Origin of the sequence: Undibacterium sp. WLHG33 (genome assembly GCF_049544815.1) — a bacterium.
In the GTDB taxonomy this organism is placed as follows: Bacteria; Pseudomonadota; Gammaproteobacteria; order Burkholderiales; family Burkholderiaceae_D; genus Undibacterium.
Genome location: NZ_CP186697.1, coordinates 2,328,130 through 2,341,250, shown reverse-complemented (window position 1 = coordinate 2,341,250; position 13,121 = coordinate 2,328,130). Strand labels below are relative to the sequence as shown.

Sequence of the window (13,121 nt, the reverse complement as noted above, 5' to 3'; positions counted from 1 at the left end):
CGTCAACAGACCCTAGAACAGACCCTCTGGCAGCGTTACCCCTTTATTCCAGCCACCAGCAGCGTTCCGTCGGTGCCAGAAGTCATATTCAAGCGAGCTATACAGATGAGCTTTATGAAACATCTTCCACTCAAGTGCAGACTTGTACTTGGCCTCTTCTCTCTTAGCCCGGCTGAGATTGCTCGATTTGCCAACCTGATGCCGACACTCAATACGGCCGGGGCTGGCGTAGGCATAGCGAATAAAGCCTGACATTGGCACCGGAGATTTATAACGAGGAATCCTGACCGACACCGCAGGATCAAGCCCCTTACACAGATACTGAAAATATCGCCATTGCCGCCCGATAGGATCACTGGGAGGGCCGACTACCTTCACGATGCCTTTGGGAGTTGGGCTCCGCTTGGACAGTGGGGCAACACGGTTCTTAACCCACTCTCTGAATTCCTGCCGGATTTCCAAGGGGACCCCCGCAAGAATATGGGTATGGAACCCAGCACTTCTAGAACATTCATGCGTGTAAATCCAGAATAGCGGATGAAATGCTGACTGCCCGGACTTCACGCGCACCTTGTTTTTATAGGCATACCAGCCATTCAGATGGCGGAAGAAATCATCTTGTAGTACTTGTGCCGCTTCGACGTGATCGGTGTAGCCCATCCGCCCCCATTGGATGATGATATGAACATTCATCGCAACACCATGAGCATTGGCAAAACTGACAGCGCTGTACAGGTCGATGAACTGGGACTTGGTGATGTGGGTTGGGCTCACTTGGTCAGCACCTTGCCCGGCAAGATTTGTCACTCGCTGATTTCCCCGTTTCGTTCGCCCCGTTATCTTCCACGGGTAAATTTCCGGGTACATCGCCTCATCCTCTTTCTGTAAGTGGTTGAGATGTTCCGCCCGAATAATTTCTGTCACCCCCATTGCTGCCTGAAAAATACTGGCATAGAGGCCATCACCATCCATTCGTGGCATTTTCCTACCTTTGTGATCGTGCCCCATTTCGCCAGACTCGATCAGATTGCGGGCTTTTTCCTCGCGCTCGGCACGAATTAACTCTTTCAATGTATCAGAAATTTTTAGTTCGAAAGAAGATGACATTAATCAACTCGGATTATTGACTAGACAACTTTATTTCTTTTGAGATTAGCAAAAAGGAGAAGTGAATATAACAGCGGCGCAAGAATGTATGTCACGTAACCTTCGGCAGCCTTTCTGCTCCCATCAATGAAGACAAAAATCTCTGTAAAAGCAATTATTACTGCAGGCCCAGATACAATCCCCAGTAAAATTGTATTTATAAGGCAGCCCACCCAATCATCATCATCATCTCGCCAAAGTATTATTGAGAATGTCAGTTTTTTTAAAACGAACGGCATCATTATGAAAAACGCCAACCCAATAAGAAACCTTACCGGTTCTTGTCCAAAAGCCAGCCCAATCAACGACAATAAAACTGTAGAAATTGAGAGTGCGATTAAAACCCACTTTCTAAATCCTCCGAGGAGAACCAATGCCGTGATGCAAAATAACACCCCCAGTGCAGGTAACGCATAAGTTTCGTACTTGGGACTAAAGATTGCCGAACTTTTTACCAAGTCTCCAGAAAACGATGCGAGCTGGAGACCCATAAGATAGCCTAGCCCCGCATAAACCGCATTAATAAATTGATATATCGCAATAACTACAGATACTAATCCGCCAATTAAAAAAACAACAATTGCGCCCAAAATACACCCCGCTAGTATTTTTAAAAATTTAAGACAGGATTTCTATCCTGCAGTCGAAGATGCCATTAGTCTTTTGCAAACATCATAGCAATCATCAACATGTGAATTCCCTACGTATTTCATCGCGCCAAATCCAATGGCTGCATTCACAGCCCATCCAATAACTGGAACAAATTTTAGGACTTGTTTAGAGACCGCACGGCCAGCAACTTTTTTAAGCGACTGTGCAATTAATTGTTTTGTTACCTCAGTTCCAACCATTGCCAATCCGGCACGTTTGATAACTTGATATATCATTTGCTTGACAACAGGGTCGTAACCTTCTATTTGCTCGCTAGATAGGCCGAATTTTCTGTTTATGGCAGGAATAAGTTCCAATAGGATTGCGATATCGGCGGCAATATCTACCCCCGGCGTTGGTATGGCAGAAGTTCCAGCAGAAAGCGTTGCCCGCTTTGTAACCATGGATTTACACTCTTCTCTTAATTGATCGAGCTCTGCAGTTGTTTTTGGAAGCATAAAATTCCTTTTGAGAAACGAAGAGATGCGCCATTCCGGCAACTAGGAGTTATGGTGCTTTTGTCATTAATCATAATATGCATTCGGCAAAACCGCTACTAGCCGTGCGACACGTTCGGCTTGCTACTGCGAAGGGCAAGCCATAAAGAAATTCTGTGGCTCACTGAATCCATTGCTGAGAAGGCTACCGTTGGCCTTCACTACGCAAGGAGCCACACATGCAGTTAAACCGAATTCCCCTTGTCCCGGCAGCCATCCTCAAGGCGCATCGGGTCAATGAACCCGGCGACACCAGATTCAAGGCTGCCGCACGATTCCTGCAATCGCTATGGCGAGATGAGAGGGGATTGCCAATTGGCACCCATCGCTCCCCCAAAGGAAAGCGGCGGAAGCTGGGTAGTCGCCTCGATGCCGAGAGCGCCAAGCAGGGCAGCAACTTCCTCACAACCGACATTGCCAAGCTGGCACTCCGCGAGTCGGTCTATCGGGAAATCGGCGCAGTCATCGAACAGGAACGGCTCTGGACCAACATGCTCTCCAGCCAGCCCTTGTGTTTCAACCTGTTCGGCCGGATGAAGCTGGACGCGGAGAAGGCCAATCAGTTCTTCCGCCACCTGTTCCCCGATTTTGTCGCGGCAGTGAAGGGGATTTACTTCGAGCATTCACCAGGGCGCGGTGATCCTGCCTTCACAGACGACAACAGCGCCTTTGATGTTTTCGTCGTCTGCATCACCCCGGATGGTGAAACCGGCTTTATCGCTATCGAGATGAAGTATTCGGAAACAATGGCCGAACCTTTGGCCGGGCTACGCCCTCGCTACAATGAGCTTTCCCGGCAGGCTAGCATCTACAAAGACCCGGATGCTCCAGCCTTGCGGGGGAATCCGGTGCAGCAGTTGTGGCGGGAACACATGCTTAGCCGATCCATGATTCACAATGGCCTGTATTCAACCGGGCGCTTTGTCGTGATCCACCCCCAGCAGAACCACCAATGCCGGGTAGGAGTGAATGCCTACCGGGAGCATTTGGTTTCTGCAGCCCCCCAAGAATCGGGCTTCCAAGTCATCACACTGGAAGACTGCATCGCCGCCTTCCGGGCCATTGGAGATGCCGAGGCCGCCGATGCTCTACACGGCCGTTACTTGGATTTTGGAAAGGTGGAGCAAGCCATCTTTGGGTAAAATGGCGGGGCTGGGGGATTCGCTTCTCAGCCCTGAATTAGAGACAAACTCCGCCCCCACTGTACGCAGACGTTCGCCCCTATCCGAGTAAATTGGGGGCACATTTGGGGGCACTTTATGAAAGCCCCCGACGCCATGAGCAGAGAAATCAAGCCTTCCAGCCCTTTCTTCCTGTTCAACGTCTGAGCACAAACGTCTGAGCACAAACGTCTGATCCTGATCTGATCCTCTCAAAGTAGCGAACAGATAGCAAAAGCGGAACCTCTGACTGGTTCCGCTTTTTTATTCTGCAGTCTGTTTTGACTTTGCAGTACGATACCCGTTGATGTTAAGCTGACTACTTTTGCCAGAAGGCATTAAAATAGCTCAACTCCCCGTCGCAACTCTCTGAACCACCGCATGCCTTCTATTGCCGAACTCACGATTTATCCCGTCAAATCCTGTGCAGGTATCGCACTGACTGAAGCCGTTATTACGGCAAGCGGGCTCAGTTATGCCGGTGTCAGCGACCGTGAATGGATGGTGGTCGATGAACGAGGGCTTTTCCTTACGCAACGCGAATATCCGCTCATGGCATGTCTGCGGATCACAATCGCTGCTGACACATTACAGATCGATACGAATAAGATGGAAACGCTCTGTATTCCCCTGGCGGCAAATAAGGAAGTAAAGCAGATCAAGGTTCAGGTGTGGGACACGGAAATTATTGCCGATGATGCCGGCGACACTGCTGCCAACTGGTTCAGTCAGGCTCTTGCAACCAAATGCCGGCTGGTGCGTTTCTCTGCTCAGGCACAGCGTTATGCCAATACCAAATGGACTGGCGACACACTGGCACCAACCCGCTTTGCCGACGGTTACCCTTTGCTATTGATTGCACAGGCTTCACTCGACGACCTGAATCGCAGAGCGCTTGCTCAGGGTCGCCATGCGCTGCCGATGAACCGTTTCCGGCCGAATATTGTCATTGATGGCGTTGAAGCATTTGAAGAAGACTATGCAGCCAGCTACCGGCTGGACAATGGCCTGCAGCTGCGTCCGGTTAAACCCTGCCCGCGCTGCCCGATTCCGGCGATCGATCAGGTTACGGGTGAAATCGGTGAGAGCCCGCTCGATATTTTACAAAGCTATCGCGCCAACCCGATTGTTGATGGCGAAATTACGTTTGGCATGAACGTTATTCTCGACCATGGTGCGGGTCTGATGGTGCGCGTCGGTGACGAAATCGACATGCCAATTGCGTTCTGACTATCACCTTCTCCAGAACAATACGGAAGTATGGACAAAGCCAATGTGAATGCCAGACGTCAGGCACAAAGCCTGGAAAATCTCCGGGTGGAAAATCACGCCCTCCGCACGCAACTCGACAACATATTGGAACTGGCGCACAGGAATCAAAGCATCCTCGCGCGTCATCAGAATTTCGAATTAAAAATCATCGGTGCGAGTCATTTCAAGGAACTGATCAGCTATATTTTCAGTGAACTCGCGAGCACTTCTGATCTGGATATCGTGACACTGGCACTGGTCGATCCGCGGCAGGACTTACAGCAGATGCTGAACGATCTGCGTATTAATCTGAATGAGTTTCCCGGCCTGCTGTTTGTCCGTCACGAACACGAATTACAGACCAAAGCACTGCTATCTTACAAGCCCTTATTAGGCGAGTATCAAGATCATCTGTACGGCAATTTATATCGTAGTTGTACCAAAAAACCGGCGAGTATTGCAGTGATCCCGCTGGTACGGCAAAATCGCCTGATCGGCTATCTTAATCTGGGCAGTTTCAGTCCTGAGCGCTTTCTGACGACGATGGCAACCGATTTCATTGAACGTCTGGGCTCTATCATTGCGATCTGTTTAGAAAATGTCCTTAATAACGAGCGTCTGGTCTATATCGGTCTGACCGATCCGCTGACGAATGTCAGTAACCGTCGCTACGTCGAACAACGCACTTTAGAGGAAATTGCCCGCGCCCGCCGTCAGTGTTACGGCATTGCCTGCATGTATCTGGACATCGATTTTTTTAAGAAAATTAATGACCAGCATGGCCATCAGGGCGGCGATGATGTTTTGTGCGAAGTCGCCCGACGGATCAAGGCAGAATTACGTTTAAGCGATACGCTGGGCCGTTTCGGTGGCGAAGAATTTGTGGTGTTGCTGATCAATGCCAATCTGCAGGATGCGATGCTGGTCGCAGAACGCATACGTCGCAGCATTGCCAGCAAGCCGTTTGTGCTGTCAGATAAGGGGCTTTGTTCAACCACAATTTCTATCGGCCTGACGACGGTGCCGGAAAAATACAATCAGGGTGAGGAGGCTGCGGTGGCAAGAGAGATGATCTCCCGGGCGGACCGCGCCTTATATGACGCAAAACGTTCAGGCAGAAACCAGGTACGTTGCGAATAGCAAAGCGGCTCCGCCGGAATTATTTAGCTTGCGCCGCTTGTAACTGCTCATATTTCGCTTGCAGCTGCGCTGGTGTCTCACGCCACTCAGGATTGAATGGAATACAGTTCACCGGACAAACCTGCTTGCATTGCGGTTCTTTGTAATGACCGACACATTCGGTGCATTTATGCGGGTCGATTTCATAAATCTCCGGCCCCATATAAATGGCATCATTCGGGCATTCGGGTTCACACACGTCGCAGTTAATGCAATCGTCGGTAATCATCAGAGCCATACTTACTTCACTTTCATTTCATCTGCGCATGCATTTAATACGCAGTTTTTACTTCATTTACTTTCATTCAGCGCATCGACCTTCTGTTTCAGCCAACGATCGACCGAAGGGAACACGAACTTTGATACATCGCCGCCAAACATCGCAATCTCACGCACGATCGTGCCTGAGATAAACTGATACTGGTCGGAAGGCGTCAGAAACAGCGTTTCCACATCCGGCAACAGATAACGGTTCATCCCTGCCATCTGAAACTCGTATTCGAAATCCGATACTGCCCGCAAACCGCGTACGATCACACGGGCATCATTTTTCCGGACAAAATCCTTGAGCAATCCGGAAAAACTCTCTACCCGCACATTCGGATAATGACCGAGCACTTCATTCGCAATACTCAGGCGTTCTTCCAGCGAGAAAAATGGCCGTTTGTTTTTACTGTCGGCAACACCGACCACCAGAGTATCAAAAAGACCTGAGGCGCGACGCACCAGATCTTCGTGACCGCGGGTCAGCGGATCAAATGTTCCCGGATAAACGGCTGTGACCATCTTGACTCCCTATTTTTTCGCTATTTGCGCTATCTGCATAATGATATGCACTAAATTGATCTGGCATTATGCCTGATTTCCGTGCGCATTATGCTGCAAAATGTTGCGTCGCAGAATATGGAAATACACACTTCCGGCTTTATCCGCCCGTATCACCTGCCATCCGCACAGCAATTCCTGCATCTCAGGGGCACTGCTTTGCTCCTCGAGCGGAAATTCTGCCTCGACATACACATACCCATCGTCACTCAGCACGTCACGGCAAACGGGCAAAATTTTTGCCAGCCAGCCTTGCCCGAATGGTGGGTCCAGCAGGATCAGATCAAATTTTTTCCCTTCGGCAGCAGCATTCGTCATCACTTTACCGGCGTCACCTCTGAGCAACTGGCACTGGATTGCTTCCAGCTTGGCTTTCACCTGTTCTAGCTGTTTAAACGCCGGCGTATGCGACTCCACCATCGTGACCAAACGCGCGCCGCGGCTGGCGGCTTCAAATCCCAGCGCACCACTGCCGGCAAATAAGTCCAGACAACTGACCTGCGCCCAATTCGTATCAAAAAGATGATTCAACCAGTTAAATGTGGTTTCACGGACACGGTCTGGCGTTGGTCTCAGACCATCGGCATCGACAACGGTCAGGAGGCTGCGCTTCCACTGACCGCCGATGATACGCACCTGATGGGCTGTTCTTTGAGGAGATACGGGTTTTTTAGTCCTGGTTTTCATTAGTTGAATGACACTGGTAAGTCAAATTACCCGGCGCGGTCTGTTAGAATGGCTGCATTCTAATACTTGGGTCAGCAGTTTGCAGCTCCCCCTCTCCGACAAAATCATCCGATGTTTAGTTTTTTCAAAAGAAAACCCAAAGAAGAACCGGTAATAACACCGGAAGTCGTTGCTACGCAGACTTCTGCGGTGTCAGCAGCGACGCCTGTTGTGACGCCGCAGACGATCGCAGAACCAGTAACGCAGCCGGGTGTCACAACACCACCGGTGGCAGTCACAGAAGCCGTCCCAGCACCGGTGCCAGCAGCCCAAACTGAACAAAAGCGTTCATGGCTGAGTCGTCTGAAAGCTGGTCTGGCAAAAACCTCATCGAATCTGACCACTCTGTTTGTTGGCGCACGCATAGACGACGAACTGTACGACGAACTCGAAGCAGCTTTACTGACCTCGGATGCGGGCGTCGAGGCTACGCTGTTTTTACTCGATGCGCTGAGAAAGAAAGTCAAAGAAGAAAAATTAACCGAAGCAGAACAAGTCAAAACAGCGCTCAAAGCTTTGTTGCTGGAATTGCTCACACCTTTGCAAAAGCCGCTGGAACTGGGTCGTCACCAGCCTTTGGTCATGATGATTGCCGGCGTCAACGGTGCCGGAAAAACCACCACCATAGGCAAACTCGCGAAGCACATGCAGGTGCACCATCAGTCCGTGTTGCTGGCGGCTGGCGATACTTTCCGCGCGGCAGCCCGCGAGCAACTGTCGGTGTGGGGTGAGCGCAATGATGTGACTGTGATTTCGCAGGAATCAGGTGATCCTGCAGCGGTGGCATTTGACGCTGTTGCGTCTGCACGAGCACGCGGCACAGATGTCGTGATGGTCGATACCGCAGGGCGTTTGCCAACGCAATTGCATCTGATGGAAGAACTGAAAAAGATCAAACGTGTGATCGGTAAAGGTATGGAAGGCGCTCCGCAGGAAGTGCTGCTGATTATTGACGGCAACACAGGACAAAATGCGCTGGCGCAAGTACGGGCGTTTGACGATGCATTGCAACTGACCGGCTTGATCATCACCAAACTAGATGGCACGGCAAAAGGCGGGGTTCTGGCTGCGATTGCAAAGACACGCCCGATACCCGTCTATTTCATTGGCATCGGTGAGCAAATCGAAGATCTGCAACCATTCAACGCGCAGGAATTCGTCGACGCCTTGTTTAATTAAAATTAAAGACAGTCAGTGCAACGACCATGATCGAATTCGATAACGTCACTAAACAATATTCGCGTGATACCTACGCTTTACGTGATATCTCTCTGACCATACAGGATGGAGAACTCATTTTTCTGGCGGGGCCTTCCGGTGCCGGAAAATCGACTTTATTAAAGATGATCGCAGGCATAGAAAAACCGACCAGCGGTCATGTGATCGTCAATGGCCAGGACATCAGCAAGCTCAAAACCGGCAGCCTGCCGTATTTACGTCGTAAGCTCGGTCTGATTTTACAGGATCAGAAATTACTCACCGACCGCAGCGTTCTCGCCAACGTCATGCTGCCTCTGATTGTGACTGGCGCTGCCTCGGGTGAAGCAGAATCGCGCGCCTGCGTCGCACTGGAAAAAGTCGGCTTACTGGATAAAGCCAATGCCCTGCCGCTGGAACTCTCCGGCGGCGAGCAACAACGTGTTGCGATTGCGCGTGCAATCGTGAATCGCCCCAAAATCATTCTGGCCGACGAACCAACAGCGTTTCTGGACAGAGATAATGCGAATAAAGTGCTGAGCGCGCTGAAAGCATTCCAGAGTGCTGGCGTCACCTGTCTGATATCGAGTCACGACGAACAATTTCTGGATCAGGCCGACCGTGTGATCTATCTGAGCAATGGACAAATCTCGGACTCATGGACAACGGGCGCTGCCGCCTGACTTCCGTCTGCTATTACGCTTTCAAGGAAATACCTATGACCATCTGGTTTCGTGAACATCTGTTTGCACTGAAAAGCGCATTCACCCACTTGCGCGCCGGCACCGGAAATTTCATCTTCAATGTACTGGTGGTCGCCATCGCACTGGCGCTGCCGATTGCTGGTCTGACATTGATAGAAAATATCCGCCCGGTCTCTTCACAATTATCGATAGAGCCGGAAATCAGTATTTTTCTGACGACTGATACCGCGCGTGAAAATGCAACTGCATTGTCAATACCAATCAAGCGTCTTCTGAAAGAGAGCAACATCAGCGGCAAACTGAGCTTCACGCCTAAAGAAAAAGCACTGGCAGCGATGCAGGATGCTTCCAGTCTGGCAGAGGTGTTATCGACACTGGGCGGTAATCCCCTGCCGGATGCTTATGTGCTTTCGCTGTCAAATAACGATGCAGCAAAACTCGATAAACTGGTCGAGCAACTCCAGGCCTTGCCCGATGTTGAGGTGGTGCAGGTTGACTCAGCCTGGGTAAAACGACTGGCTGCACTCGTACAGATATTGCAGATAGGCTTGCTGTTTATGGCAACGACACTCGGAGTCGTCGTGATTGTGGTCGTGTTTAACGCGACCCGTCTGCAAGTCATTTCGCATCAGGCTGAAATTTCCGTGACCCGTTTATTAGGTGCGACCAACAGCTTTATTCATCGCCCCTACTATTACACTGGTGCGCTACTGGGTCTGCTGGCCGGTAGCCTGGCGCTGGCTGCCATCGCTGCCTCTCTGCAGCCATTGAATCAGGCCATTGCCGAATTTGCCAAACTGTATGCGTCCGAATTCCGGCTGGTACCGCTGGGGCTGATCCCCAGTCTGCTGCTGCTCGGTGTCAGCATGCTGCTGGGTCTGGCCGGTGCTTATCTCTCTGTCCGCCGGCAACTGGCACGAGCAAACTAAGCGTTATCCATCGTTATCTGCAACTTTCCCCGGAATCGCAGGTCTAATCAGTAAAGGTAAGCAAATTGAGAAGCTTGCTGGAATTAACCGGGAAAGTCAGCTGTATCACCAGCCCTGGTAAAAGCTTATTGATACAACAGGCTGCAGTCTGGAATTTCAGCTTTCTCACCTGGCCTCATCATATTAAAAAGATCATTTTCACGAGAATTAGCACTCTTCGCAAGAGAGTGCTAATATAGGGAAATAGTACGTTTGTTCAGAGTTATTTTTGCTCGGACCGCAGTATTTGAGAGGAACAACATAATGACTTCAAGACAACTTATTCCGGCATCAGACAGCACTGCGCTGGCCTTGGGCTTCAGCGGCACGCTGGGAAATATTGACGCCTATATTTCAGCCGTCAACCGTCTGCCTATGCTGACGCATGAAGAAGAAATCGACCTGGCGACACGCCTGCGTGACAACAATGATCTCGCAGCGGCGCAGCAGATGGTCATGTCACATCTGCGCCTGGTGGTATCGATCGCCCGCGGTTATCTTGGCTATGGCTTGCCACATGCTGATCTGATTCAGGAAGGTAATATCGGCCTGATGAAAGCAGTCAAGCGCTTTGACCCTGACCAGGGTGTGCGTCTGGTGTCGTATGCGATGCACTGGATTAAAGCTGAAATGCACGAGTACATTCTGAAAAACTGGCGTTTAGTCAAAGTCGCGACGACTAAAGCGCAACGCAAACTGTTTTTCAATCTGCGCAGCCACAAAGAAGGTCTGGAAACCATGTCGCCTAAGCAAATTGATGCGCTGGCGAAGACCCTCGATGTGAAACGCGAAGAAGTGATCGAAATGGAAATGCGTTTGTCTGGTCGCGATATCGCGCTGGATGCACCTACCGATGACGATGACGATAAATTCGCACCGATCGCTTATCTGAAAACGGAATCAGAAGAGCCTACGCAAATATTGGAATCGCGCCAGTATGACCGTTTGCAAAGCGAAGGACTGGAATCGGCGTTGTCAAAACTGGATGCCCGTTCACGCCACATTATCGAATCGCGCTGGTTGAAAAATGACGATGGTTCTGGTGCGACGCTGCACGAACTGGCAGATGAATACGGTGTTTCAGCCGAACGTATCCGTCAGATTGAAAGTGCGGCGCTGAAAAAAATGAAAGGTGCGCTGGTCAGCTTTTCCTGATCAGACCGCACATAAAAAAAGGCACTCTGCGGAGTGCCTTTTTTATTGTTTATTCCCTGAAAATATGAAAATCGGGGGAGTATCTGCCATTTTGCATCTAGCGTCATTGAAAACAAAGGGCACTAAAATATACTCCCCCCAGTATATTTAAGGCTCAGCAGGCCGTTTTATATGCCCGCGCCAGCTGTTCAGCAAAATTACTTCAGTAACAGCTTTAAATCATGCACGATAGGCTCCGCACCTTGTCCATGGCGTAGGAATAAACGGATACGGCCTTCGGTGTCAAAGACATAGCTACCTGCCGTATGATCCATGGTGTAACTGGTCGGCGTTTTTCCGGCAACCTTCTGGTAATAGACTTTGAAGTCTTTCGCCACTTTTGCCGTCGCGGCAGCGTCGCCATATAAACCCAGGAAGCGCGGGTCAAAGTTCGGCACATACGCCGCCATCAATGCCTGCGTATCGCGTTCTGGGTCTATCGTGACGAACAGCACCTGCACCTTATCTGCGTCCGGCCCGAGTTTCTGCATCACGTTCGCCATCTCCACCATCGTGGTTGGACAGACATCAGGACACTGGGTATAACCGAAGAACATGACCACCAGCTTACCGCGGAAATCTTTCAGTGTACGAGCCTTGCCATTGTGGTCGGTCAGGGCAAAATCCTTTGCGTAATCAAGCCCGGTGAGGTCGGTATTATTGAATTTCTCTCCGGATTTGCCGCAAGCCGCCAGCCCTGCGATCAGAATGCAGGCGAATATTTTTTTGAGTAAGCTCATAGTCGTATGTAGTGATCAACCAGCAGCGCCGCAAACAGCAGCGACAGGTAAATGATCGAATAAGCAAATGTTTTACGTGCAAGAATATCGTTGTAGTTGCGATAAATCTGCCACGCATACCAGAGGAAGATGGCCCCGAGAATGACGGCGCTAACCAGATAAATCAGACCGCTCATCTGCACGGCATAAGGCAGCATCGTCGTTGCGAATAAAGCAATCGTGTACAGCCAGATATGAAAGCGGGTAAATTCGGGGCCATGCGTCACCGGCAGCATAGGCAGACCTGAGCGCGCATAATCATCACGCCGGTACATCGCCAGTGCCCAGAAATGCGGTGGTGTCCAGACAAAAATGATCATCACCAGCAACCACGCTTGCATAGGCACATCGTTCGCTACCGCGGCCCAGCCAAGTGCTGGCGGCATCGCGCCGGATAAGCCGCCAATCACAATATTCTGCGGCGTCGCCGGTTTCAGAATAATGGTATAAATCACGGCATAACCGACAAAAGTCGTAAATGTAAGCCACATCGTCAGCGGATTGACCAGTGTGTACAGCACCCACATACCGGCACCGCCAATCACACCTGAAAACAGTAAGGTCTGCGATACGCTGATTTCACCGGCCGCAGTGGCGCGACGCGCGGTACGTGCCATGCGCGAATCGATTTCACGCTCCACCAGACAATTCACCGCAAAGGCGGCTCCCGCCAACAGCCAGATACCTATGGTCGCAGCAACCACGACGCGCCAGTCGGGTAAATCAGGCGTGGCCAGAAACATGCCGATGACGGCACAAAACACCGCCAGCTGTGTTACTCGCGGTTTGGTCAGCGCCCAGTATTGAGCAAAACGGTTGGAAGTCAGGCTTAATGTAGTCATAT

Annotated in this window: 15 protein-coding genes; 7 read left to right on the top strand and 8 right to left on the bottom strand. The window is 50.6% G+C overall.

The features are described 5' to 3' along the window. Nucleotides 1-12 precede the first annotated feature (12 nt). From ACOTSW_RS10760 to ACOTSW_RS10750, 3 genes are read right to left on the bottom strand one after another with little or no spacing between them, the layout of a single operon-like run. Complete coding sequence (locus ACOTSW_RS10760; protein WP_423679090.1) at nt 13-1,107, bottom strand: hypothetical protein; 1,095 nt, start codon at nt 1,105-1,107, stop codon at nt 13-15. 20 nt (nt 1,108-1,127) lie between these two features. Then, complete coding sequence (locus ACOTSW_RS10755; protein WP_423679089.1) at nt 1,128-1,736, bottom strand: hypothetical protein; 609 nt, start codon at nt 1,734-1,736, stop codon at nt 1,128-1,130. A 42-nt stretch (nt 1,737-1,778) separates the two neighbouring features. Then, nucleotides 1,779-2,255, bottom strand: coding sequence for a hypothetical protein (locus ACOTSW_RS10750; RefSeq protein ID WP_423679088.1), 477 nt, complete (start codon nt 2,253-2,255; stop codon nt 1,779-1,781). A gap of 218 nt (nt 2,256-2,473) precedes the next feature. Here ACOTSW_RS10750 and ACOTSW_RS10745 point away from each other — a divergent pair, with 218 nt between their 5' ends. The 3 genes from ACOTSW_RS10745 (at nt 2,474) to ACOTSW_RS10735 (ending at nt 5,845) form a co-directional block, all read left to right on the top strand. Then, entirely contained in the window at nt 2,474-3,436 is a 963-nt protein-coding gene (locus ACOTSW_RS10745; RefSeq protein WP_423679087.1) for a PGN_0703 family putative restriction endonuclease, read from the top strand. Nucleotides 3,437-3,835: 399 nt separating this feature from the next. Continuing rightward, nucleotides 3,836-4,684 carry an MOSC domain-containing protein gene (locus ACOTSW_RS10740; RefSeq protein ID WP_423679086.1) on the top strand — a complete coding sequence of 283 codons (849 nt, stop codon included), beginning with the start codon at nt 3,836-3,838 and terminating at the stop codon, nt 4,682-4,684. A 30-nt stretch (nt 4,685-4,714) separates the two neighbouring features. Beyond that, a complete protein-coding gene (locus tag ACOTSW_RS10735; RefSeq protein ID WP_423679084.1) occupies nt 4,715-5,845 on the top strand; it encodes a DUF484 family protein in 1,131 nt (376 codons plus the stop codon). A gap of 19 nt (nt 5,846-5,864) precedes the next feature. Here ACOTSW_RS10735 and ACOTSW_RS10730 read toward each other — a convergent pair whose 3' ends face one another. The 3 genes from ACOTSW_RS10730 to rsmD form a co-directional block, all read right to left on the bottom strand. Next, on the bottom strand, nt 5,865-6,122 hold the full coding sequence (locus ACOTSW_RS10730; protein WP_423679083.1) for a YfhL family 4Fe-4S dicluster ferredoxin: 258 nt from the start codon (nt 6,120-6,122) through the stop codon (nt 5,865-5,867). Nucleotides 6,123-6,175: 53 nt separating this feature from the next. Then, complete coding sequence (gene coaD, locus ACOTSW_RS10725) at nt 6,176-6,670, bottom strand: pantetheine-phosphate adenylyltransferase (RefSeq protein WP_186884474.1); 495 nt, start codon at nt 6,668-6,670, stop codon at nt 6,176-6,178. A gap of 66 nt (nt 6,671-6,736) precedes the next feature. Then, the gene (gene rsmD, locus ACOTSW_RS10720; RefSeq protein WP_423679082.1) at nt 6,737-7,396 is read right to left on the bottom strand and encodes a 16S rRNA (guanine(966)-N(2))-methyltransferase RsmD; all 660 of its coding nucleotides are present in this window, start codon (nt 7,394-7,396) and stop codon (nt 6,737-6,739) included. 111 nt (nt 7,397-7,507) lie between these two features. Between rsmD and ftsY the strand changes: the two genes are divergently transcribed. The 4 genes from ftsY (at nt 7,508) to rpoH (ending at nt 11,459) form a co-directional block, all read left to right on the top strand. Next, the gene (gene ftsY, locus ACOTSW_RS10715; RefSeq protein ID WP_423679081.1) at nt 7,508-8,614 is read left to right on the top strand and encodes a signal recognition particle-docking protein FtsY; all 1,107 of its coding nucleotides are present in this window, start codon (nt 7,508-7,510) and stop codon (nt 8,612-8,614) included. A 26-nt stretch (nt 8,615-8,640) separates the two neighbouring features. After that, nucleotides 8,641-9,315 carry a cell division ATP-binding protein FtsE gene (locus tag ACOTSW_RS10710; RefSeq protein WP_423679080.1) on the top strand — a complete coding sequence of 225 codons (675 nt, stop codon included), beginning with the start codon at nt 8,641-8,643 and terminating at the stop codon, nt 9,313-9,315. Between the two features lie 35 nt (nt 9,316-9,350). Then, nucleotides 9,351-10,265 carry a cell division protein FtsX gene (locus ACOTSW_RS10705; RefSeq protein ID WP_423679079.1) on the top strand — a complete coding sequence of 305 codons (915 nt, stop codon included), beginning with the start codon at nt 9,351-9,353 and terminating at the stop codon, nt 10,263-10,265. 303 nt (nt 10,266-10,568) lie between these two features. Continuing rightward, entirely contained in the window at nt 10,569-11,459 is an 891-nt protein-coding gene (gene rpoH / locus ACOTSW_RS10700) for an RNA polymerase sigma factor RpoH (RefSeq protein WP_423679078.1), read from the top strand. A gap of 197 nt (nt 11,460-11,656) precedes the next feature. On the opposite strand, the gene ACOTSW_RS10695 is transcribed toward rpoH, so the two are convergent. Together ACOTSW_RS10695 and cyoE are read right to left on the bottom strand one after the other, a co-directional pair. Beyond that, nucleotides 11,657-12,238, bottom strand: coding sequence for an SCO family protein (locus ACOTSW_RS10695; protein ID WP_423679077.1), 582 nt, complete (start codon nt 12,236-12,238; stop codon nt 11,657-11,659). After that, a complete protein-coding gene (gene cyoE / locus ACOTSW_RS10690) occupies nt 12,235-13,119 on the bottom strand; it encodes a heme o synthase (RefSeq protein WP_423679076.1) in 885 nt (294 codons plus the stop codon). Before cyoE ends, ACOTSW_RS10695 begins: the two co-directional genes overlap by 4 nt. Nucleotides 13,120-13,121 lie beyond the last annotated feature (2 nt).